At 42.6% G+C, this 22,105-nt stretch carries 20 protein-coding genes; 14 read left to right on the top strand and 6 right to left on the bottom strand.

The features are described 5' to 3' along the window. Nucleotides 1-2 precede the first annotated feature (2 nt). The 5 genes from bamA to lpxA are packed head-to-tail and all read left to right on the top strand — an operon-like array spanning nucleotide 3 to nucleotide 5,426. A complete protein-coding gene (gene bamA, locus MSG93_RS06165) occupies nucleotides 3-2,531 on the top strand; it encodes an outer membrane protein assembly factor BamA (protein ID WP_324620983.1) in 2,529 nt (842 codons plus the stop codon). 43 nt (nucleotides 2,532-2,574) lie between these two features. Further along, entirely contained in the window at nucleotides 2,575-3,075 is a 501-nt protein-coding gene (locus MSG93_RS06160) for an OmpH family outer membrane protein (RefSeq protein ID WP_324620982.1), read from the top strand. 3 nt (nucleotides 3,076-3,078) lie between these two features. After that, nucleotides 3,079-4,149 carry a UDP-3-O-(3-hydroxymyristoyl)glucosamine N-acyltransferase gene (gene lpxD, locus MSG93_RS06155; RefSeq protein ID WP_324620981.1) on the top strand — a complete coding sequence of 357 codons (1,071 nt, stop codon included), beginning with the start codon at nucleotides 3,079-3,081 and terminating at the stop codon, nucleotides 4,147-4,149. A gap of 6 nt (nucleotides 4,150-4,155) precedes the next feature. Further along, nucleotides 4,156-4,641: a 3-hydroxyacyl-ACP dehydratase FabZ gene (gene fabZ, locus MSG93_RS06150; RefSeq protein ID WP_004772011.1), complete on the top strand. Its 486-nt coding sequence runs from the start codon at nucleotides 4,156-4,158 to the stop codon at nucleotides 4,639-4,641. Continuing rightward, complete coding sequence (lpxA, locus tag MSG93_RS06145) at nucleotides 4,638-5,426, top strand: acyl-ACP--UDP-N-acetylglucosamine O-acyltransferase (RefSeq protein ID WP_009515668.1); 789 nt, start codon at nucleotides 4,638-4,640, stop codon at nucleotides 5,424-5,426. The genes fabZ and lpxA overlap by 4 nt, the downstream gene beginning before the upstream one ends. Before the next feature lie 40 nt (nucleotides 5,427-5,466). Here the strand turns inward: lpxA and MSG93_RS06140 are convergent, their stop codons facing one another. Beyond that, on the bottom strand, nucleotides 5,467-6,405 hold the full coding sequence (locus MSG93_RS06140; RefSeq protein WP_324621033.1) for an AraC family transcriptional regulator: 939 nt from the start codon (nucleotides 6,403-6,405) through the stop codon (nucleotides 5,467-5,469). Nucleotides 6,406-6,594: 189 nt separating this feature from the next. Here MSG93_RS06140 and MSG93_RS06135 point away from each other — a divergent pair, with 189 nt between their 5' ends. Beyond that, entirely contained in the window at nucleotides 6,595-7,839 is a 1,245-nt protein-coding gene (locus MSG93_RS06135) for an alkane 1-monooxygenase (protein ID WP_005285605.1), read from the top strand. Between the two features lie 159 nt (nucleotides 7,840-7,998). Next, complete coding sequence (gene gorA, locus MSG93_RS06130; protein ID WP_324620978.1) at nucleotides 7,999-9,351, top strand: glutathione-disulfide reductase; 1,353 nt, start codon at nucleotides 7,999-8,001, stop codon at nucleotides 9,349-9,351. A 78-nt stretch (nucleotides 9,352-9,429) separates the two neighbouring features. Here gorA and MSG93_RS06125 read toward each other — a convergent pair whose 3' ends face one another. The 5 genes from MSG93_RS06125 to paaZ form a co-directional block, all read right to left on the bottom strand. Beyond that, on the bottom strand, nucleotides 9,430-10,629 hold the full coding sequence (locus tag MSG93_RS06125; protein WP_324620976.1) for an acyl-CoA dehydrogenase family protein: 1,200 nt from the start codon (nucleotides 10,627-10,629) through the stop codon (nucleotides 9,430-9,432). Nucleotides 10,630-10,644: 15 nt separating this feature from the next. Next, nucleotides 10,645-11,931, bottom strand: coding sequence for an acyl-CoA dehydrogenase family protein (locus tag MSG93_RS06120; protein ID WP_324621032.1), 1,287 nt, complete (start codon nucleotides 11,929-11,931; stop codon nucleotides 10,645-10,647). Nucleotides 11,932-12,319: 388 nt separating this feature from the next. Next, the gene (locus MSG93_RS06115; protein WP_420714302.1) at nucleotides 12,320-13,663 is read right to left on the bottom strand and encodes a spinster family MFS transporter; all 1,344 of its coding nucleotides are present in this window, start codon (nucleotides 13,661-13,663) and stop codon (nucleotides 12,320-12,322) included. A 485-nt stretch (nucleotides 13,664-14,148) separates the two neighbouring features. Then, nucleotides 14,149-14,439 carry a DUF1330 domain-containing protein gene (locus MSG93_RS06110; protein WP_324620974.1) on the bottom strand — a complete coding sequence of 97 codons (291 nt, stop codon included), beginning with the start codon at nucleotides 14,437-14,439 and terminating at the stop codon, nucleotides 14,149-14,151. Nucleotides 14,440-14,526: 87 nt separating this feature from the next. After that, complete coding sequence (paaZ, locus tag MSG93_RS06105; protein WP_324620973.1) at nucleotides 14,527-16,629, bottom strand: phenylacetic acid degradation bifunctional protein PaaZ; 2,103 nt, start codon at nucleotides 16,627-16,629, stop codon at nucleotides 14,527-14,529. A gap of 265 nt (nucleotides 16,630-16,894) precedes the next feature. Here paaZ and paaA point away from each other — a divergent pair, with 265 nt between their 5' ends. The 7 genes from paaA to paaG are packed head-to-tail and all read left to right on the top strand — an operon-like array spanning nucleotide 16,895 to nucleotide 22,103. After that, a complete protein-coding gene (gene paaA / locus MSG93_RS06100; protein WP_324620971.1) occupies nucleotides 16,895-17,833 on the top strand; it encodes a 1,2-phenylacetyl-CoA epoxidase subunit PaaA in 939 nt (312 codons plus the stop codon). Nucleotides 17,834-17,867: 34 nt separating this feature from the next. Then, entirely contained in the window at nucleotides 17,868-18,158 is a 291-nt protein-coding gene (gene paaB, locus MSG93_RS06095; protein WP_005230234.1) for a 1,2-phenylacetyl-CoA epoxidase subunit PaaB, read from the top strand. 12 nt (nucleotides 18,159-18,170) lie between these two features. Next, complete coding sequence (gene paaC, locus MSG93_RS06090) at nucleotides 18,171-18,926, top strand: 1,2-phenylacetyl-CoA epoxidase subunit PaaC (protein ID WP_032869236.1); 756 nt, start codon at nucleotides 18,171-18,173, stop codon at nucleotides 18,924-18,926. Between the two features lie 16 nt (nucleotides 18,927-18,942). Further along, nucleotides 18,943-19,443, top strand: a complete 501-nt coding sequence (gene paaD / locus MSG93_RS06085) for a 1,2-phenylacetyl-CoA epoxidase subunit PaaD (RefSeq protein WP_324620969.1) — start codon at nucleotides 18,943-18,945, stop codon at nucleotides 19,441-19,443. A 23-nt stretch (nucleotides 19,444-19,466) separates the two neighbouring features. Next, entirely contained in the window at nucleotides 19,467-20,528 is a 1,062-nt protein-coding gene (gene paaE / locus MSG93_RS06080) for a 1,2-phenylacetyl-CoA epoxidase subunit PaaE (protein ID WP_324620968.1), read from the top strand. Between the two features lie 10 nt (nucleotides 20,529-20,538). Continuing rightward, the gene (locus tag MSG93_RS06075; protein WP_324620966.1) at nucleotides 20,539-21,312 is read left to right on the top strand and encodes an enoyl-CoA hydratase-related protein; all 774 of its coding nucleotides are present in this window, start codon (nucleotides 20,539-20,541) and stop codon (nucleotides 21,310-21,312) included. After that, on the top strand, nucleotides 21,312-22,103 hold the full coding sequence (paaG, locus tag MSG93_RS06070) for a 2-(1,2-epoxy-1,2-dihydrophenyl)acetyl-CoA isomerase PaaG (RefSeq protein ID WP_324620965.1): 792 nt from the start codon (nucleotides 21,312-21,314) through the stop codon (nucleotides 22,101-22,103). The genes MSG93_RS06075 and paaG overlap by 1 nt, the downstream gene beginning before the upstream one ends. Nucleotides 22,104-22,105 lie beyond the last annotated feature (2 nt).

Below are 22,105 nucleotides of genomic sequence, written 5' to 3'. Positions count from 1 at the left end.
ATATGGGCATGCGTCACACACATTTATTAATGCCTTTGGCACTGGTTAGTGCGATGGCAGTGGTACAACAAGCATACGCTGCAGATGAGTTTCTTGCGCAAGATATACGAATTGATGGCTTAGTGCGTTTAACACCTGCAAGTATCTATTCTATGTTACCAATAAATAGTGGCGATAGAGTAAGTGATCCGATGATTGCTGAGGCAATTCGCACTTTGTATGCTTCTGGTTTATTTGATGACATTAAAACTTATAAAGAAAATAATGTTTTAGTCTTTAAAGTTGTTGAACGTCCAGTAATTTCAAAGCTGGAGTTCAAAGGCAATAAACTGATTCCTAAAGAAGCCTTGGAACAAGGCTTGAAGAAAATGGGAATCGCGGAAGGTGAAGTCTTCAAAAAATCTGCCTTACAGATTATTGAAACTGAGCTGGAGCAGCAATACACCCAGCAAGGTCGTTATGATGCTGACGTCACCGTTGAAACAGTTGCACGTCCAAATAACCGTGTCGAGTTGAAGTTAAACTTTAACGAAGGTACTGCGGCAAAAGTTTTTGATATTAACATCATCGGTAATACCGTATTTAGCGACAGTGATATCAAGCAGGCTTTTGCAGTGAAAGAAAGCGGCTGGGCTTCTGTCGTGACCCGTAATGACCGTTATGCACGTGAGAAAATGGCTGCCAGTCTGGAAGCTTTACGTGCTTTATACCTAAATAAAGGTTATATCAACTTTAATATTATCAATTCACAACTCAACATCAGCGAAGATAAAAAACATATCTTTATCGAAGTATCCGTTGATGAAGGTAGTCAGTTCAAGTTTGGTGAAACCAAATTCTTGGGTGATGCACTTTATAAACCAGAAGAGCTCACGGCACTTAAACTGTATAAAGATGGTGAAACCTATTCACAAGAAAAAGTAAATGCGGTTAAACAGCTTCTGCTGCGTAAATATGGTAATGCGGGTTATTACTATGCAGAAGTCAATGTTGTACCTGAAATCAATAATGAAACAGGTATTGTTAACCTGAATTATTATATCAACCCAGGTCAGCAAGTGACGGTACGTCGTATCAACTTCACAGGTAACAGCAAAACTGCAGATGAAGTGTTGCGTCGTGAAATGCGTCAAATGGAAGGTGCGTTGGCGAGCAATGAGAAAATTGATCTTTCTAAAGTTCGTTTAGAACGTACCGGCTTCTTTAAAACGGTTGATGTCAAACCTGTTCGTGTACCAAACTCTCCTGACGAAGTCGATTTAAACGTCAATGTTGAAGAGCAACATTCTGGTACAACAACGTTGGCAGTTGGTTACTCACAAAATGGTGGTGTAACATTCCAGGCAGGTTTGAGTCAAACCAACTTTATGGGTACAGGTAATCGTGTCGCGATTGATCTGTCTCGTTCAGAAACTCAAGATTACTATAACTTAAGTGTGACAGATCCTTACTTCACCATTGATGGGGTGAGTCGTGGTTATAACGTCTATTATCGTAAAACCAAGTTAAATGAAGACTATAACGTTAATAACTATGTAACGGATAGTATTGGTGGTAGTTTAAGTTTCGGTTACCCGATTGATGAAAACCAAAGTTTAAGTGCATCTCTAGGGGTTGATCAGACTAAAGTTCGGACAGGTCCAAGCGTTTCGACTTATATTCGTGATTATTTGTTGGCTAATGGTGGTAAAGAGACACACCGTTCAGCAGATCGCTGTAAAGTAGATTTAGTTCCAATTACAGATCCAGAAACTGGTGATGTTACGGGTTATGAACCATGCCCTGAAGATCAGGTTTACTCATTTGGAGATCAGTTTGAAGGTAAATATCTTACTTATAACCTAAACTTAGGTTGGTCTTATAATACCTTAAACCGTCCAATTTTCCCAACGTCGGGTATGTCACATCGTGTGGGTCTAGAAATTGGTCTACCGGGTAGTGATGTTGACTATCAAAAGATGACTTATGATGCGCAAGCCTTTAAATCACTTGGTGCAGGCTTCGTACTGCGTGGTTATGGTAAGCTCGGCTATGGTAATGACCTACCGTTCTATAAAAACTTCTATGCGGGTGGTTATGGTTCGGTCCGTGGTTATGACAACAGTACCCTAGGTCCGAAATATCCAAGCGTTATTTTCCAGGAAACTGGACAGAATGATCCAGATCCTGAAGAAGTCGGTGGTAATGCACTGGTTCAGTTCGGTACGGAATTGGCGTTGCCTTTACCATTTAAAGGCGATTGGGCACGTCAGGTTCGTCCAGTGTTATTTGCCGAAGGTGCACAGGTCTTCGATACACAATGTGATGTGCCAAAAGGTAAGGTCCGTATTGATGGTCAAGATGTAGATATCAAACAATATTGTAAAGATAACTATAATTTTGATTTCGGCAATATGCGTTATAGCGTCGGTGTCGGTTTTACCTGGATTACCATGATTGGACCATTGTCGCTTAGCTATGCATATCCGCTGAATGATAAGAAAGGCGACGACACTAAATCGATCCAATTTGAAATCGGTCGTACTTTCTAAGTACGGCCTCGCTTACGCTGTAAAATATATAAAGGATGCAATAATGAAAACATTAACAAAGCTGATCTTAGGTTTGGGATTAACGGTTTCTGCAACAGTAAATGCTGCAGGATTGGCTGTAGTTGATTTGGCTAAGGTTGTAGAAAGTAGTACTTATCTTAAGCAACAAAATGCAAGTTTGAGCCAGTCGGTCAAACCGACCTCAACTCGTCTTGAGCAATTGGGTAAAGAGCTGGAGTCTTTACAACAAAAAGCACAGACTGAAGGCCAAAAAATGAATCAGGCTGATATTCAGAAGTTAACTGCTCAATATCAGTCAAAATTAAGTGAATTCAATTCAACTCAGCAAGGTTTGCAAACCAAAGTTCAGTCGAGTTTGCAGGCGATGAACACAACTTTTGAAACACGTGTGAAGCAAGCTGCTGAACAATTGCGTAAAGAGAACAACTTAGACTTTATTTTGAATAAAAATTCTACGATTGCCTCTGACGCTCAGTATGATTTAACTGATAAAATGATTCAAAAGGTTAATTCAATTAAATAATCAATGAATAGACGTAGTTATCGTTTAGAAGAAATTGCTCACCTTGTCAAAGGTGAGTATTTCGGTGCACAAGATTTTCAGATCTCGGGCTTGGCAAGTTTAGAACATGCGCAAGAAAATCAGATCTGTTTCGTGAATGGCGAAAAATATCTCGTACAGGCAGAAGCCAGTCAAGCGGGTGCCTATATCGTCACAGCCTCGCTGAAATCACAACTGATCGATAAACAAAACTTTATTGTTGTCGATAATCCTTATCTCGCATTTGCGACTTTAACGCATATATTTGAAAAAAAGATTGCTCTACGTGGTATTGAAAGTACTGCCAAAATTCATCCCTCTGCAATGATTGCCGATGATGTATATATTGGCCACTATGTTGTAATTGGTGAGAACTGTGTGGTGGGTAACAATACGATTATTCAGGCACATGCTTTTATTGATGATGAAGTCGAGATTGGGCAAGACTGTTTTATTGATGCACATGTCACCATTACCGGTGCTGCAAAACTGAAAGATCGCGTGCGTATTCATGCCAATACGGTGATTGGTACAGAAGGTTTTGGCTTTGCACCGTATCAAGGTAAGTGGCATCGTATTGCACAACTGGGTTCGGTTCGGATCGGAAATGATGTACGAATCGGTTCAAATTGCAGTATTGATCGTGGTGCACTGGATGATACAGTCCTCGAAGATGGTGTCATTATTGATAACCTTGTGCAAGTTGCTCACAATGTGCATATTGGTGAAAATACCGCCATCGCAGCGAACTGTGGAATCGCAGGCAGTGCACGGATTGGCAAAAACTGTATCATGGGCGGCGCCTCAGGGGTGGTTGGACACCTTACAATTGCAGATAATGTGACACTTACTGCAATGTCAATGGTCACAAGAAATATTTCTGAGCCTGGAACGTATTCTTCTGGCATGGGACTTTTTGAAAATAGTCACTGGAAAAAGACGATTGTGCGTCTCAGACAATTAGCAGATGTGCCATTGACCCAAATCACTAAAAGGCTTGATCATATGCAAGCTCAATTAGAGTCCCTTGAATCAACCTTTAAGTTACGTAAATAATTTATTATGACTGAGTCTACATCTCCAGCATTTACGATGCCTGAATTACCCATGGATATTCTTACCATTCGTGAATATTTACCCCATCGTTATCCATTTTTATTAGTTGATCGCGTTACGGAAATAACTGAGAACAGTATTGTCGGTTATAAGAACGTCTCGATTAATGAAGAGTTTTTCCAAGGGCATTTCCCGACTTATCCAATTATGCCTGGTGTTCTAATGATTGAAGCATTAGCACAGGTTTCTGGAATCTTGGGTTTTGTCTTAACTAATCAAAAGCCGAAAGCAGGTTCACTGTTTTTATTCGCAGGTGCAGAAAAAATCAGATTTAAAAAACAGGTTGTTGCAGGTGACCAGCTTGTCTTAAAATCTGAACTTGTGATGCAAAAACGTGGCATTTACAAGTACAATTGTACTGCTAGCGTTGATGGCATTGTTGCTGCAACGGCAGAGATTATTATTTCACACCAGAAAATAGAGCAGACATGAGTAGTCAAAATTTAATACATCCCACAGCAATTATTGACCCGTCTGCAGAAATCGCATCTGATGTACAAATTGGTCCGTATTGCGTTGTGGGTCCAAATGTAAGTATTGACTCTGGTACAAAATTACATTCACACGTTGTTATTGGCGGTTTTACGAGAATTGGTAAAAATAACGATATTTTCCAGTTCTCGAGTATTGGGGAAATTTGTCAGGATTTAAAATATCAGGGCGAAGAAACCTGGTTAGAAATCGGTGACCATAACTCGATTCGCGAACATTGTACCTTGCATCGCGGTACGGCTCAGGATCATGGCCTGACCAAAATTGGTAGCCATAACCTGTTAATGGTAAACACGCATATCGCGCATGACTGTGTGATTGGTAACCATAATATTTTTGCCAATAATGTTGGTGTTGCCGGACATGTCCATGTTGGTGATCATGTGATTGTCGGCGGTAATGCGGGCATTCACCAATTCTGCAAAATCGATTCATATAGCATGATCGGCGGCGCAGCGCTCATTCTTAAAGATGTACCGGCTTATATCATGGCTTCTGGTAATCCAGCGCGTGCTTACGGTATGAATATCGAAGGAATGCGTCGTAAAGGATGGTCTCGTGATACGATTCAGGGTTTACGAGAAGCTTATAAACTGATTTATAAATCGGGCTTAACCACTGAACAGGCGATTGAACAGATTCGTAATGAAATTCTGCTCAAAACACCTGAAGCCCAGCTGTTCATTGATTCATTGGAACAATCCACACGCGGTATCGTGCGTTAATCAATGATGAGAAGGAAAAAAGACACATGAGTGTCTTTTTTTATGCCTGATTTTCTTCCTCAACAAATAACTGCCGATACTGTTTTGGCGAATGTTCGAAAGTACGTTTAAAGGCCTGACTAAACGCAGTTTCTGAGGAGTAACCGACTTTATTGGCAATCTGCTGAATTGAGTAGTTACTTTTACGTAGGTATTGGCTGGCTAGACGCATACGATGTTGCTGCAAATAGGCCAGAGGTGATTCACCAATTACCTCATGGAATAAGCTGGCAAACTTGGAACGTGACATACAGCATTGTTCTGCCAGTGATTCCACTGTCCAGGCATCCTCAGGATGGTTGTGGATTGCCGCCAGACTATTACTGAGTTCTGGGTGATTTAATGCACTAAGCCAGCCATGCTGGCTTGAGATTTGCTGGATATGATCGCGGATACATTTAATGAGCAGTATATTGACTAGGTGATCGATAATAATATCGCGACCGGCCTGAATATTCTGTGTTTCTAAAGCCAGGAAATGTAAGCCAATTTGTAGCCATTCCGGTGCATTGGTATCTCCATGTTGCAGATGGATGATTGGAGGTAAAGCCTGAATAAAAGGACGTGCCATGATGGTATCAATCTGGCAGCGTACTGTCAGAATGAGATTTTTCTCAGATGAATGAGTACCGAATTCAATCGCTTCTTCTTGATGCCCATCAAACAATTTTGAAATATCTACCGCATCAACCAGTTTGGTAATCGCATTGTCTGCACCGGTATGGGCTTTTCCGGATGGAATAACCACAATTTCGCCTGCATGGGCAGTTAAACTATTTTGTGCATCAATTTGAATAAAAACAGAACCTACCAGAACAATATGAACAAGCAAAGCCGTTTGATCTTGGCAAATGAAACTCCATTCTCCTTGAGTTTTCAAGTAGATATATTCAGTGTGGTTTAAATGAATATCCGCGAATATTTTACTTAAAGCGTCCATATGAGTTTTTAACGATGTATTCATTTAAATTATAGTGAGCTGTGCCAATAACTCAATATGTGTTTATAGGACAAAAACAGGGGGGATGATGCCAAAGACTTTGACATAGCTTTTTTGGACGCTTGCAACTGTCATGAATTCCATAATTCATCAAAATATACTTATATATACAAAGACATGGATAAGATGATGAATGCGCCAGTAAATGTTGAGCAAGAACTTACGCCAGTAAGCATTCCAAAGTCAAAAACTCAGTTGGATCGTAAACGTTATTTATGGGCGATTAGCCCGGCTCTACCTGCCATTGGGATTGGTATTTTAGCAGGTTATCAATTTGCACCACGTCCATTGAAAAAAATCTTTGCTTTAGGTGGTCCAATTGTTTTACACATTGTGATTCCAACGATTGATACGATTATTGGAAAAGATGCAAATAATCCAACAGATGAAGATATTAAACTGCTGGAAAAAGACCCGTATTATTCTCGTTTGGTGAAAAGCTTTATTCCCTTACAATATGCCGCCAATGTCTATGCCTGTTATTTAACCAGCCGTAAAGAAACTTCCTTCTTAGACAAAATCTTATTGGGCATCTCAATGGGAGCCGTCAACGGGATTGCAATTAATACCGCACATGAGCTGAGTCATAAACATGATCGTATTGATCATATCTTGTCACATCTTGCATTGGTGCCAACGGGTTACAACCATTTCCGTATTGAACATCCTTATGGTCACCATAAGCGTGCTGCTACGCCTGAGGATCCAGCATCTTCACAAATGGGTGAAACCTTCTATGAGTTTTGGCCGCGTACCGTAATCGGATCTTTCAAATCGGCAATCGAGATTGAAACCACACGTTTAAAACGTAAGGGCAAAGAATTCTGGTCAACTGAAAATGAATTGCTCCAAGGCTGGGGCATGAGTGCTGCATTTCATGGTTCAATGATTGGTTTGTTTGGTAAGGGGGTAATTCCTTATCTGGCAGCCCAGTCTTTCTATGGGATTAGCTTGTTCGAGATTATTAACTATATTGAACACTACGGTCTAAAACGCCAAAAAGACAAGAATGGTAAATATGAACGTACCATGCCTGAGCATAGCTGGAACAATAATAATATTGTGACCAACCTGTTCCTGTATCAATTGCAGCGTCATTCAGATCATCATGCTTATCCAACCCGTCCATTCCAAGCGTTACGTCATTTTGATGAGGCCCCAGAGTTGCCAAGTGGTTATGCGAGTATGCTATTGCCTGCTTTGATTCCACCACTATGGTCAAAAATGATGGATAAGCGCGTATTTGATCATTATAAAGGTGATTTGAATAAAGCGAATATTTATCCAAAGCGTCGTGCCAAACTGTTTAAAAAATTTGGTGTAGTGGATCAATCTCTACAACAAACTTCGGTTGCGACTGAAACGACTGAATAATTTATAAAAGCATGTTCAAAGCAGGGCACTGGTGAGTCATCATCAGTGCCTTTTTATTTTCTTGTATTAAAACTTTAAACAAGTACGGATTTTGCATATTCTTGCTGTATATCTATGTATAACTTAAAAATAATCTTATCAGCGATGTATGAGGCAAAGATGACAAAACATTATGATTATATTGCGATTGGTGCTGGAAGTGGCGGAATTGCCTCGGTAAATCGTGCGGCCATGTACGGAAAAAAATGTGCCTTAATTGAAAAAGCCGAGCTTGGGGGAACCTGTGTCAATGTAGGCTGTGTACCTAAAAAAGTGATGTGGTATGCGGCGCATGTAGCTGAGGCCATTCATAAATATGGTCCAGATTACGGTTTTAACAGTAAGGTTGAATCTTTCGACTGGCACACCTTAATTAAAAATAGACAAGCGTATATCGATCGTATTCATCAATCCTATCAAAATAGCCTAAGCAAGAATAAGGTTGATCTTATTCATGGCACGGCCCAATTTGTTGATAAAAATACCATTGAAGTCAACGGTGAGCGATTTACTGCCGATCATATCCTGATTGCAACAGGCACTCAGCCATCATTACCCAATATTGAAGGGGTTGAATATGGTATTGATTCCAATGGATTCTTCGAACTGACCGCTTTACCAAAGACCACTGCGGTGATCGGTTCGGGCTATATTGCGGTTGAGCTGGCAGGTGTACTCAATGCTTTGGGCTCACACGTCGGATTGTTTATTCGTAAGGATTTACCCGTAAGACGTTTTGATGCATTTGTGAGTGAAACCCTGATCGAAGTTATGCAAACAGATGGCATTGCGGTTCATACCCAAGCTGTGCCAACGAAAATCACAAAAAATGCCGATGATTCCGTTACCTTATATTTAGAAAATGGTGAAAGCCATACGGTGGATTGCTTGATCTGGGCAACTGGACGGGAACCGAATACGACCAGTTTGAATCTGGAGAATGCCAATGTGCTGCTGGATGATCGCGGCTATATTCAAGTCGACAAATACCAGAATACCTCACAGCAAGGAATTTATGCGGTGGGTGATATTACGGGGAAAATGGAGCTGACTCCGGTTGCTGTGGCTGCGGGGCGTAGATTGTCTGAACGGTTATTCAATCATAAACCGGATGAGCACTTAGATTATGACAATATTCCGACCGTGGTGTTTAGCCATCCACCCATCGGCACAGTAGGAATGACTGAAAAAGAGGCGATTGAACAATACGGTCAACAAGCGGTTAAAGTGTACAATTCATCTTTCACTGCGATGTACAGTGCCATTACCCAGCATCGTCAGCCAACCAGAATGAAACTGGTTTGTGTCGGTGACAATGAAAAAATTGTCGGTATTCACGGGATCGGCTTTGGCATGGATGAGATTTTACAAGGTTTTGCTGTGGCTTTAAAAATGGGTGCCACCAAGCAAGATTTTGATAATACGGTTGCGATCCATCCTACCTCGGCAGAAGAGTTTGTGACGATGCGGTAATAGAAATCTTATTCATTAAAATAAAAAGGACATGATCAACATGTCCTTTTTATTTTGATTATTTAGATGAAACAGCAATTACTTCAATTCACTGGATGATTTACCTAATTCACGACGGGCAATGATCAATTGCTGGATCTGTTGTGTACCTTCAAAAATATCCAGAATTTTTGAGTCACGTGCCCATTTTTCCAGCAATTCATCTTCGCCATAACCGACACTGGCAGCCAACTCGACACATTTCAGCGTAATTTCATTGCCTACACGGCCTGCTTTGGCTTTGGCAATCGATGCTTCCTTGGAATTTGGCTTTTTATTGTCTGCCATCCAGGTTGCCTTGATCATCAATAAGCGCGCAGCTTCCCACTCGGCTTCCATACGATAGATTTGTGCAGCCAAGTTTGAGGTTTGTAAGTAGGGTGTTGCATAGTCAGGATCAAGCTGATCTTTAAAAATTTCCTTGATACGCTCTAAAGAGGCTTTGGCACATCCTATTGCCATTGCAGCGACCAGTGGGCGGGTATTGTCAAAGGTTTCCATGACGCCTGCAAAACCTTTAGCCACGTCAATTTCTGGATTCCCCAATAAATTGGCAGCAGGAACACGGCAGTCAATAAAGCTGATCACCGCAGTATCAGAGGCTTTAATGCCCAGTTTATGTTCCAGACGCTCGACCTTCATTCCTGGCGTACCTTTGGGTACCACGAAAGATTTAATGGCAGCACGCCCTAACTTTTTATCTAATGTTGCCCACACCACCACAGAGTCAGCACGTTCTCCTGAGGTGACAAAGATTTTTTCACCATTCAGGATATAGTCATTGCCATCTTTGGTCGCCGTGGTCCGGATCGCAGCAGAGTCAGAACCACAACCCGGCTCGGTAATCGCCATTGCTGCCCAGGTTCCTTTGAAGCGTTCAAGTTGTTCATCATTGGCGACTGCCGCGATAGCAGAGTTCCCCAAGCCTTGACGCGGCATACTCAGTAACAGGCCTGTATCGCCATAGCACATTTCAATAATGCCGAGCGCTGCTGACATATTGCCGCCATTCACCACCGTATCCGGGTTTACCGTACCACGTTTGCTGGCATTGGCTGCACCGACACCTTCACCACTTTCATTCATACCATCCAGTAAAGCCGCCAGCATATCCAGCTCTTGGGGATAGGCGTGTTCAGCTTTGTCATATTTACGTGAAATAGGGCGTAAAACATTCAGCGCAGTTTCGTGTGCCTGATCCACCAGCATTTTGAATTTTTTCGGATTTTGTAAATTCATTATTGTTCTCCAAAATTAAGCATGTAAGCCAGAATGCAGGATTGCAGTCGCACGCAGGTCACGATACCAACGTTCAACAGGATGCTCTTTGGTAAAGCCATGACCCCCCAGAATTTGTACGCCATCCGTTCCGATTTTCATTGATTTTTCAGCACAGAGCAGACGTGCCAGGTAGGCTTCACGATGGAAGGGCTGTCCGGCTTCTGCCAAGCTTGCAGCATTGAGCACCAGCATGCGCATGGCATCAATTTCTATCGCCATATCTGCGATCATAAAGGCCACACTTTGACGATGCGAAATAGGTTCGCCAAAAGCTGTACGTTCATTGGCATATTTAATACAGTACGCTTTAATCGCTTCGCATGTGCCAATCGCCATGGCACACCACATCAGGTTGCCCAAATCGACAAAAGCAGTGTAATCAAAATCAGCATCGCCTAAGCGTAAGGCTGGCGTTTGATTAAATTGAAGGGTCACCGTTTCAGCGGCTTTTAGGCCCATCGCTGGATTGGCTTTGATGGCAATACTTTCATTGGATTGCACCACGAAAATATCAGGCTGACCGTTAAATTCTGCACTAACCAGAAAGACATCCGCGGTATCGCCTAAAATTACTAAGGTTTTTTCACCAGTAATATAGAATTGTCCATTGGCTTCAGTGGCTTTGGTCTTTAACTGAAAAGGGTTAAAGGCGGGTGTTGCTTCCTGAAATGCGAAAGTTGCCGTAACATCAGTATCTTCTGCAAACACAGGTAAGTACATCGATTGCACTTGGGTTGAGCCCCAGCGTGTCATTGCATTGATAACACTAAAAGTACTGAGCAAACCTGCGGTTAAACTGAAATCACCTTTAGCCAGATTTTCTGCGATCAGGATATTGCTGACAATATTTTGTTCTGCTGCCACACCGCCCAATGCCTCTGGCAAAGCATAATAGTTAAGTCCCAAATCAACCAGATGTTGCCATAACTGTTCAGGGAGCTGGGCCTGATGATCCGCATCGTGTGCCAAGCTGTATAGGACCTCTTCAGCAAATTGTGACATCGCGTCAACCGTCATTTGTTGTTCTTCAGTCAGACTCAGATCAAACAGATTCTTGTTGGTCTGGGTGGGAAGACGCTGTTTGTCGATCGGTTGTGGCTTAAATGCTTTTTGTGTTTTATTCAGTACCTTAAAGCCTGTTTTTGAACCCTGATATAATGATTTTTCTACAAATTTTCTTAATTTGAGTTGATCAAGCATTTCGCTTCCTGCGAGTTTGGTGATCAAAGATAGCCCAAACCCTTGAGCCTTATTCATCATGTTTGACATGGTTATATCCTGGAGGATGGTTGTAAATTTATGCTGACATGCTCCTGATCAAAAGACTATGTCCTGTTTGACATGCAGAATGGAGAAAGATAAAGGGTAAAATGCCTATTTAAAGTTTTATAGGTTTTTGTTTTTTATGTATTTAAAAAAATATCAAAAAAATAATTTTTTAAAAAATTGACCAAAATGACAAAGTTTAAGTTTAGCTGATTGAAAGTTGGCAAAAGTTCCAGTCTGGAATCATTTAGTTAGATGGATTCGCCAGTCAAATTTTTTATTCAGATTTAGAAATATGTTATTCCAGATAGCGTTTTTATTTGAGCACTTAGATTCAAGCCTTCCTTAAACTACAAATAAGAAAGGCTTGAACTAGACTGTTTTAATTCAGTTTTTCAAGCAGGATGCTTTCCCGATAATATTTGCATCCTTTAAACAGCAAGAAAACACCAATTATTCCTGCAATCGCATTCACAATCGAAATGGAGTTTCCAACCATCAGTGTATTTTCAAAATATTTATCAGTTAATAACGCGACTGCTGTTGTGCCAACACCTAATGCAATTAGATTAGAGATAAGCAAAAATTTGGCTGAAACCTGAGCGCGTAATTGATTTGGAGTGAGCATTTGGGTGGCCGCTGCCGAGGCGGGAATTGGAAAAGTTGAGAAGAACATGGCGATAAAAATTAGGCCAAAGGATAGATACATATTGTCAACTTGAGTGAATATAACACTTGGTAGTACAAGCGCGGCACAGCCGATCATACCTGCTCGAATGGCAGCATCGCTATATCCTTTTTTAGAAAAGTAATCGATGAGCCATCCACAAAATAATGCGCCCGCAGTGTTGGCAATTAAAATGATACTCCCGAGAATATAACCTGTTTGGCTGGCATCTAAACCAAAGTGGCGCATATAGAATGCAGGCGCCCAGCCAAGCAGTGAGTACAGCATCATGGTATAGAAAGAAAAACCAATAAAATGACAAAAGAAGGTTTTTTTGTGAGTTTTAATAAATGCAATGGAGTTTTTAAAGGACGCCTGTATGACCTGTCCATTCTGATCCAGCTTTAAACCTTTACGTTTAGGTTCTTTCACCGTCAGAATCATGACTAAAGCCAGTAAAACACCTGGTAATCCTACAATGAAAAAGGTGAGTTGCCATGTTTTTAATTGTCCGATCACAGGCAAAACCACCATATCTATATTTTTTAATAGGCTAATCACATAACCGCCAATCAGAAAGGCCAGACCTGAACCAATGAATGCCCCAATCGCATATAAACCTAGAGCACGTCCCAGTTTTTCCTTGGGGAATAGGTCTGTAACAATCGAATAAAATGCTGGCGATAAAGCGGCTTCGCCCGCACCGACACTTAATCGGGCAATAAACATCTGGATAAAGTTTTTACTCAAGCCACATGCTGCTGTAGCAAGACTCCAGAAGGCGATGCCAATAGAAATAATTTTGATTCGTGATTTTTTGTCTGCAAGCGCAGCAATCGGAATGCCCATAAAAGCATAAAATAAAGAGAAAGCCAGACCTTGTAATAAGCTGAACTGCGTGTCAGTTAACATGAGATCTTGTTTAATCGGTTCGATCATCAAGGACAGAATCTGGCGATCTACAAAAGAAAGAATATACGCCACCATACAGATCACGACGACATACCATTGATAGCCGAAGCTTTCTTGAGTATGAAGTTCCTGCTCTTTCTGTACCATGTGCTCGGGTGAGTGGTTGGTTTCGTGCTCATTCCTGCCGAGCACATTCTCTAGGTTGTTATCATTCATTTGCATCTTCCTATGATGACTGGGATTTTAAACTTGATACTTTTTTATTGGATTATTTGTTTTTTAGTATCGTCTTTTTATTTATATAAAGTTTTAATTAATCAAGCAATACACAATTAGAATAAAAGTGAAAATTAATCGAAAGAATAAAGAAAATGGATAAATATTTTATAAATATGAAGGTTGAGGAAATAGTTTTATACAAAATAGAATTTATTTATTAAAGGTTTATCATAGGGTAGTGGGTTTAATACTTTGTTGTTATTATGAGTTTTAAAATAACTGTATTATGAATTTTGCTATATTTTTATTATGATGCATACAATCTAACTCCTCCCGTCTATAATAAAAGAAGGATAATTAAAAATATGATTCTATTTCTAAATTTTAGATAATTTTTTAGTTTTATAATTAAATCAGCTTAAACCTTCTGTCAAAATCACAATATATTCACCTGCCAAATCACGATGCTTTTTGGCTTGCTGATAGGCATCGCTGTGATACCAGTCCTGTGCTTCCTGCATACTGCTGAATTTAATGATGGCAACGCCGTCGCTTTCAATATTTTCCAGAGCAATCGATTGTCCATAAAAAACAATCGGTTCAGCTGAAAAACCTTGACTGGCCTGACGTGCCAAAGTGGTGTAGGTTTTCATTTCATCTTTATTTTTTAATTCTTTACGAATCAGAATGATATAAGCGCTCATGGATTTTCCTGCATTAAACTGAGGGTAAACACAGCCTATTTTGAATGGGCTTGATGGATCGTTAAGGGTATCCATCAAGCATTAATTTTAAGCTGCGCGGGCAACCAAAGTTAAAATATCATAGGTTGCCACCAATTCATCTCGTTGATTTTTTACCTTAATATCCCAAACCACCACACCGTGTTCAGGTTGAGATGGGTCTTTTTGCGGTTTAGGTGTTTTCTGCTTACAGGTCAGTTCAACACGAATCGAATCACCAATTTTAACCGGCTCAACAAAACGTAAGTTGTCCATACCATAATTGGCAATCACAGGGCCTTGGGCTGCATCGACAAATAATCCCGCTGCTGCCGAGACAATGAAATAACCATGGGCGACACGCTCACCAAAGAACGAATCAGCTGCAGCGATTTTATCGGTATGCGCATAAAAATAGTCACCGCTGAGGCAGGCAAAATTGACAATATCTGCCTCGGTCACGGTACGGCGTGCAGTCAGTAAACGCTCACCAATGACCAACTCATCAAATGATTTTTTAAATGGATGAACGCGGTCTTGATTGATATTTGCACCTGCAGTCCATGAATGGGTGACTTGCGTCAGGCTGTTGGGAGAACCTTGAATTGCGGTACGTTGCATATAGTGTTTGACTGCACGAATGCCACCCAGTTCTTCACCACCACCGGCACGACCAGGTCCACCGTGAACGAGATGCGGCAGTGGAGAACCATGTCCGGTACTTTCTTTGGCAGATTCTTCATCCAGAATATGGACACGACCGTGCCAAGGGGCAATTTTCTGGATGATCTGTTCAATATTTTCATCCGCATTTTTCACCACGGAGGCCACCAGACTACCTTCACCTCGTGCCACCAGATCAGCCAGTTCATCGATGGATTGATAAGGCATCAAGGTACATACCGGGCCGAATGCTTCCGTGGTATGCACTGAGACGGCTTTTAATGGTTTTTCGCATCGTAAAAGTGTTGGTGGAAAGAAGGCACCTTTTTCTGGATGGTCCGCATTAAATTTGAATGCGCTATCTCCACCAAATACAATTTGGGCTTCTTTTGCCAGTTCAGCTACTTTGGCGGCCACATCCAGCTTTTGTTTTGGGCTGGCCAATGCGCCCATCGTCGTATCCGGTTTTTGTGGATCACCCACCACGACTTTTGCCAGTTTAGCGCTCAGTTTTTGCTGGACCTGTTCAAGTAACGCCTGAGGTACAAAGGCACGGCGAATGGAGGTACATTTTTGTCCAGCTTTGGTAGTCATTTCACGGAACACTTCGCGTACAAACAGGTCTAGGGTTGCTTCATTCGCTTCTGGACTGAGAATCGCGCTATTGACTGAATCCGCTTCCATGCTGAATGGAATTGAATATTTGTTTAAATGCGGATGATTACGCAGCTTTTGCCCGGTATAGGCCGAGCCGGTAAAGGTCACACAGTCCTGCGGACCTAAATAATCAAGCAGATCATTAATTTGACCACAGATCAGTTGTAGTGAACCTTTCGGTAAGATACCTGTTGCAACAATCGCCTCAACAACCGCTTGGGTCAGTTGGGCACCCTCAGTCGCGGGTTTGACAATACATGGCACGCCAGCCAATAAGGTTGGTGCAATTTTTTCCAGCATGCCCCAGATCGGGAAGTTAAAGGCATCGATATGCACAGCAACACCAGCTTTAGGGCTTAAAATATGCTTGGCACCAAAAGTGCCGTTTTTAGAGAGCTGAATCCAGCTATCTTCAGTAATGATTTTTTCATCATTGAGTTCACGGCGCACTAGGCTTGAATAGGCGAATAATGTTTGAATCCCGCCTTCGATATCAATCCAGGCATCTTTACGGGTTGCACCAGTGGCATGCGCCAGGCCGTAGAACTGTTCTTTTTGTTCAAGTAAATGCTGGGCAATTTGTTTTAAGGCATGGGCACGTTGATGAAAAGTCCAGTTGGCCAGTTCAGTACCATTTTGCTTGGCATACTTGACCACTTGCTGCATGTCGATGCCATGACTGCTGACGGTATAGATCGGCGCACCTGTAATCGCATGGACAACAGTACGCGTATCTTCATGGCTGGAATGCCAGGTTCCATAGACATAAGACGCCAGTCTGGTTAATGGCTGGCTTGAGCTTTGTTCATCAATATCCTTGGCTGTTTCTTCTTGGTGTGCTTGTTCAAGCATGATCAAACTCCATTTTTATGTGATACATCAATTCTAGAAATAGTAAAAATATGATTCATAATTTCATATTGAATGCGTTAAAAGTCAACCTTATTTTGTTTTTCAGTCGAAATAAAATTTTTAATAATTTAATTAAAATTAAATAAATCAATATTTTGTATCCTATTTTTTGGTTAATTTTAATTTGATACAAAAATATTGATTGACTTTGTTTTGTGTGTATCGAAAAATAGATTCATGGATGAAATCCTCAAGGAATTGACACATGGAAAATAATTATCAGAAATTTGAGCACAATATTGCCAATGACATCACCATCGAAGCCAAGGATGCAATGCCTGAGGCCTATCGTAAAACCTTGATTCGCCAGATTGGACAACACGGTCATTCGGAAATTGTCGGCATGCTGCCAGAAGGTAACTGGATTACTCGTGCACCGACCTTAAAACGTAAAGCGGTATTACTGGCGAAAGTTCAGGATGAGGCAGGACATGGTCTCTATCTTTACAGTGCGGCTGAAACCCTGGGTGCAGACCGTGATGAGATGATAGAAAAACTGATTGATGGGAAAATGAAATATTCATCGATCTTTAATTATCCAACGGTGAGCTGGGCTGATGTCGCGGCGATTGGCTGGTTGGTGGATGGTGCTGCAATTGTCAATCAGGTGGCCCTATGTCGTACTTCTTATGGGCCGTATGCGCGTGCCATGGTGCGAATCTGTAAAGAAGAAAGTTTCCATCAGCGTCAGGGTTTTGAAGCCATGATGGCATTGGCCGCTGGTTCACCAGAACAAAAACAAATGGCGCAAGATGCGGTGAACCGTTTCTGGTGGCCAGCTTTAATGATGTTTGGTCCAAGTGATGAGCATTCCCCAAACAGTGCGCAAAGCATGGCCTGGGGAATCAAGCGTTTCAGTAATGATGAATTGCGCCAGAAGTTTGTCGATAACACCGTGCCACAAGTATTACAGCTTGGCCTAACGGTGCCTGATCCTGACTTGAAATGGAATGAAGCAACCGGTCATTACAACTATGGCGAGATTGACTGGCAAGAATTTAATGAAGTGATTGCGGGTCGCGGGCCTTGCAACCATGAACGGATCGAGGCACGCCGCAAGGCTTGGGAAAATGGCAAGTGGGTGCGTGACGCGGCCGTGGTCTATGCCAAAAAACAGCACAGCCAAGTTGGCAAAGTCGCTTAAAACAGCATTGATGGAAAAATTTAAGGATATCGCAATGGAAAATAAGAACAACTGGTCGCTTTATGAAGTGTTTGTGCGGAGTAAACAGGGTTTGAGCCATCGTCATGTGGGCAGTTTACGTGCACCGGATGACGAGATCGCACTGCAACATGCCCGTGACGTCTATACCCGTCGCAATGAAGGCATCAGTATCTGGGTGGTTCGTTCAGAACTGATCAAATCATCACAACCGGATGAAAAAGCCGAGTTTTTTGAACCTGCACTGGACAAAGTCTATCGTCATCCGACGTTCTACCATATCCCTGATGGCATTGAGCACATGTAAGGGAGTATGCAAATGAACAATATCGCTTTATCTAAGTTTTTATTACATATCGGCGACAGCCAACTGGTGTTGGCACAACGTCTAGCCGAGTGGTGTGGTCATGCGCCAGAGCTGGAGATTGATATTGCATTGGCCAATATTGGTCTGGATTTGCTCGGTCAATCCCGAAATTTCCTGACCTTGGCAGGGCAATATGAAGCCGAAAAGCGTGATGAAGACCAGTTGGCCTATTTCCGTAATGAACGTGAGTTTCTGAACTTACTATTATGCGAACAACCGAATGGTGATTTTGCGCAAACCATCGTGCGTCAATGGTTAATGGATCATTACCATGTGCTGTTATTAACCGCTTTAGCTGAATCGGCAACGCCAGAAGTTGCTGCATTGGCGGTGAAATCCTTAAAAGAAGCCAAGTATCACATTCGTTTCTCCACCAGCTGGATGGAGCGTTTAAGTCTCAGCACAGCAGAGGCGCATCAACGTGTACAACAGGCATTAGACAACTTGTGGCGCTTTAGCGCTGAACTGTTCGAACTCACGGCGGAAGAACAGGTACTGGTTGAACAAGGCATCATTCCTGATGTATCCAGTGAAAAAGCGCAATGGGATCAGGTCGTCGCAGCGGAACTGAAGCGTTTTGAATTGAGCATTCCTGCAAATGGTGCCTACCGCCGTGGAGCCAAGCAGGGCTTGCATACCGAGCATCTGGGTTATCTATTGGCTGAAATGCAATCCATTCAACGCAGTTATCCTGAAATGACCTGGTAAGGCAAGGAGTGTCGCCATGCATATGATTCGTCATTGTATTGACCAATGTTGGGATGTTTTACACAAGGTCAGCGACCCAGAGATTCCAGTGCTGTCAGTGGTGGATTTGGGCATGATCCGTGGGGTGGAGTTGAATGAACAACAAGAAATTATTGTTCGATTGACACCAACTTATAGCGGTTGTCCAGCTACTGACCTGTTAAAAGCACAGATTGTCGAAGCACTGACAGCAGAAGATTTGCTTCCCGCAAAAGTCATCATTGATCTATCAGAAGCATGGACCACGGACTGGATGTCGGACGCCGGCAAACAGAAACTGCAAGCCTATGGCATTGCGCCACCAGAAGGTACGGCACAACAGTGCGGAACCCACGTGCATCTGAGCGATGGTGTGGTTTGTCCTCATTGCAAGAGTCGAAAAACCCGACTGTTAACCGAGTTCAGCTCCACCGCTTGCAAAGCCTTGTACAAATGTCAGGACTGCCTTGAACCCTTTGATTATTTTAAATGTATTTAAAGTCTTGGATAAGGAAATCAGCCATGAGCCAATTTATTCCATTAAAAGTAAAAACAATTACACCACAGACCGATCAGGCGATTTGCATTGCCTTTGATCTGGCCGTAGAACAACAGCAACAGTTTCAGTTTCAGCCAGGACAGCATCTCACTATTCGCCATTTAACCGAAGCAGGGGAAATTCGCCGTTGTTATTCAATCTGTAGCTATGCGCCAAAAGAAGACATCAGTATTGCGGTGAAAAAGATTGAGCAGGGTCAATTTTCCAACTGGGCCAATGAACATTTAAAAGTAGGTGATGTGCTGGAAGTGATGCCACCGCAAGGGGTGTTTTTTCAGAAAGCGGCACGAACCGGCGGTCAGGCGTATTTAGGTATTGCTGCGGGCAGTGGCATTACTCCGATCCTGTCAATTATCAAACAGGTGCTGTTCGAGCAAGACTCGGCGAATTTCACCTTGTTATATGGCAACCGTTCGTGGAAACAGACCATGTTTTCCGAGCAGATCATGGACCTGAAAGACCAGTTTAAAGAACGTTTTCAGCTCATCAATATTTTCTCTCGGGAATTCAATGACAGCGAGTTACTGAATGGCCGGATTGATGAAGACAAGCTCAAGCAGTTATTTGAACATCAGGTATTAGAATCCAACTTTGATCATGTCTTTGCCTGTGGTCCTGATGAAATGATGGACACGGTTGAACGCCTGTTACCGGATTACGGGGTGGCTAAAGAGCGCATTCATACCGAGCGTTTCAATACCGGGCATGTCCGTAAACGATCAGCGGAAGCCGATGCCAATCGTAAGGAAGAAAAAGTCAATATCGTACTCGATGGACGAGAGTTGATTGTTGCGGTTGGACAAGAAGACGAAAGTATTCTGGATGCTGCCTTACGTGCAGGTGCAGATTTGCCTTATGCCTGTAAAGGTGGCGTCTGCGCAACCTGTCGCTGCAAGGTACTGTCAGGTGAAGTAGATATGTTCCTGAATTATAGCCTTGAACAGGATGAGGTGGAAAAAGGCTATGTGCTGAGCTGCCAGACCTTACCCAAAGGCGCGAATGTGCGTTTAAGTTTTGATGAGTAGAGAAACAGCGATGCAAACATTGATTCAGGTTGAAACACCACTTGAGGGTGTCATGCTGCTGAGCTTAAACCGTCCAGAAAAACGCAATGCCTTGAACAATGCCACCTTACAGCATCTATGTGATTTGCTGGAACAGGCTGAACACCATGCTCAAGTAAAAGTGGTTGTGCTAACCGGCAATAGTAATTGCTTTGCTGCGGGTGCAGATCTGAGCGAGTTGGCGGCAATGGATGCGGTGTCCTTACAACTCGATATTCGTCCAAAGCTGTGGCAAAAAATTGACAGCTTTAGCAAACCTATCATTGCAGCAGTGAATGGTTATGCCTTGGGTGCAGGATTTGAACTGGTTCTACATTCGGACATGGTGATTTGTGGAGATAATGCCAAATTTGCCTTGCCGGAAATTGGTTTAGGCATGTTACCCGGTGCGGGCGGAACACAGCGTTTAGCCCGTCTGGTGGGACAGCAACTGACCATGCGCTGGGCCATGACGGGTGAAATGATTTCAGCTCAGCAGGCACAGCAACATGGCATCTGTAGTGAAGTGGTACCGGCTGCGCTCACCGTGGAATATGCCATTCAACTGGCAAGCAAGATTGCCAAACAGGCGCCTTTGGCAATTCGGGTGATCAAGCAATCGATCAAAAGTATCCATGAAACCACATTAAGTCAGGGCCTGAAATCCGAACGGCAAAACTTTGTCTGGTTGGCAGCCACCAAAGATCGAAATGAAGGCATTAATGCATTTTTTGAAAAAAGAAAACCAGTTTTTAGAGGTGAGTGATGGACTATAACAATATTATCGTGGAAGAAAAAAATGCGGTGGGTTACTTAACCTTTAACCGTCCACAGGCCTTGAATAGCTTTAATGTCGACATGCACCGAGAAGTCGCAGAAGTTTTGAATCTCTGGGCTAAAAAAACGGAAGTGCGCTGTATCGTGATCAGCGGCGAAGGCCGTGGTTTCTGCGCAGGACAGGATTTGAGTGATCGTGTCGTTGATCCGAACGCTGCGGCACCCGATCTGGGATATTCGATTGAAACTTACTATAACCCGTTGATTAGAACCCTTGTGAATATGCCGAAGCCCGTGATTTGTGCGGTGAACGGAGTAGCTGCAGGGGCAGGTGCCAATATTGCCTTGGCCTGTGATCTGGTGATTGCCGCCAAATCTGCCAACTTTGTGCAAGCCTTTTGCCGTTTAGGTCTGGTACCTGATTCGGGCGGAACTTGGTTCCTGCCACGTGCAGTCGGTCATGCGCGTGCTATGGGGCTCGCGTTGCTGGGTGATAAATTGCCTGCTGAAACTGCCAAAGAATGGGGCATGATCTGGGATGTGGCTGAAGATAGTGAATTGAAATCCAAGGTTACAGAACTGGCGGAACGTCTTGCCAAGCAACCGACTTTTGGTCTGTCACTGATTAAAAAAGCCCTTCATCAATCCAGTAATCATAGTTTTGATGAACAGATGCATTTAGAACGCGATTTTCAGCGTATTGCGGGCCGTTCAGAAGATTATCGTGAAGGAGTCCAAGCCTTTATGAATAAGCGCGAGCCAAACTTTCAGGGGCGTTAAGC

Source organism: Acinetobacter sp. IK40, from assembly GCF_035615075.1.
Taxonomy (GTDB): Bacteria; Pseudomonadota; Gammaproteobacteria; order Pseudomonadales; family Moraxellaceae; genus Acinetobacter; species Acinetobacter courvalinii.
Note: the sequence above shows the minus strand (reverse complement) of the source record. Positions and strands in the feature narration are given on the sequence as shown.

What these genes read in the sequence shown, in the direction of transcription:
- bamA (WP_324620983.1), top strand. Translation starts at nt 3, where the DNA reads ATGGGCATGCGTCACACACATTTATTAATGCCTTTGGCACTGGTTAGT.
- MSG93_RS06160 (WP_324620982.1), top strand. Translation starts at nt 2,575, where the DNA reads ATGAAAACATTAACAAAGCTGATCTTAGGTTTGGGATTAACGGTTTCT.
- lpxD (WP_324620981.1), top strand. Translation starts at nt 3,079, where the DNA reads ATGAATAGACGTAGTTATCGTTTAGAAGAAATTGCTCACCTTGTCAAA.
- fabZ (WP_004772011.1), top strand. Translation starts at nt 4,156, where the DNA reads ATGACTGAGTCTACATCTCCAGCATTTACGATGCCTGAATTACCCATG.
- lpxA (WP_009515668.1), top strand. Translation starts at nt 4,638, where the DNA reads ATGAGTAGTCAAAATTTAATACATCCCACAGCAATTATTGACCCGTCT.
- MSG93_RS06140 (WP_324621033.1), bottom strand. Translation starts at nt 6,405, where the DNA reads ATGGACGCTTTAAGTAAAATATTCGCGGATATTCATTTAAACCACACT.
- MSG93_RS06135 (WP_005285605.1), top strand. Translation starts at nt 6,595, where the DNA reads ATGAATGCGCCAGTAAATGTTGAGCAAGAACTTACGCCAGTAAGCATT.
- gorA (WP_324620978.1), top strand. Translation starts at nt 7,999, where the DNA reads ATGACAAAACATTATGATTATATTGCGATTGGTGCTGGAAGTGGCGGA.
- MSG93_RS06125 (WP_324620976.1), bottom strand. Translation starts at nt 10,629, where the DNA reads ATGAATTTACAAAATCCGAAAAAATTCAAAATGCTGGTGGATCAGGCA.
- MSG93_RS06120 (WP_324621032.1), bottom strand. Translation starts at nt 11,931, where the DNA reads ATGATGAATAAGGCTCAAGGGTTTGGGCTATCTTTGATCACCAAACTC.
- MSG93_RS06115 (WP_420714302.1), bottom strand. Translation starts at nt 13,663, where the DNA reads ATGGTACAGAAAGAGCAGGAACTTCATACTCAAGAAAGCTTCGGCTAT.
- MSG93_RS06110 (WP_324620974.1), bottom strand. Translation starts at nt 14,439, where the DNA reads ATGAGCGCTTATATCATTCTGATTCGTAAAGAATTAAAAAATAAAGAT.
- paaZ (WP_324620973.1), bottom strand. Translation starts at nt 16,629, where the DNA reads ATGCTTGAACAAGCACACCAAGAAGAAACAGCCAAGGATATTGATGAA.
- paaA (WP_324620971.1), top strand. Translation starts at nt 16,895, where the DNA reads ATGGAAAATAATTATCAGAAATTTGAGCACAATATTGCCAATGACATC.
- paaB (WP_005230234.1), top strand. Translation starts at nt 17,868, where the DNA reads ATGGAAAATAAGAACAACTGGTCGCTTTATGAAGTGTTTGTGCGGAGT.
- paaC (WP_032869236.1), top strand. Translation starts at nt 18,171, where the DNA reads ATGAACAATATCGCTTTATCTAAGTTTTTATTACATATCGGCGACAGC.
- paaD (WP_324620969.1), top strand. Translation starts at nt 18,943, where the DNA reads ATGCATATGATTCGTCATTGTATTGACCAATGTTGGGATGTTTTACAC.
- paaE (WP_324620968.1), top strand. Translation starts at nt 19,467, where the DNA reads ATGAGCCAATTTATTCCATTAAAAGTAAAAACAATTACACCACAGACC.
- MSG93_RS06075 (WP_324620966.1), top strand. Translation starts at nt 20,539, where the DNA reads ATGCAAACATTGATTCAGGTTGAAACACCACTTGAGGGTGTCATGCTG.
- paaG (WP_324620965.1), top strand. Translation starts at nt 21,312, where the DNA reads ATGGACTATAACAATATTATCGTGGAAGAAAAAAATGCGGTGGGTTAC.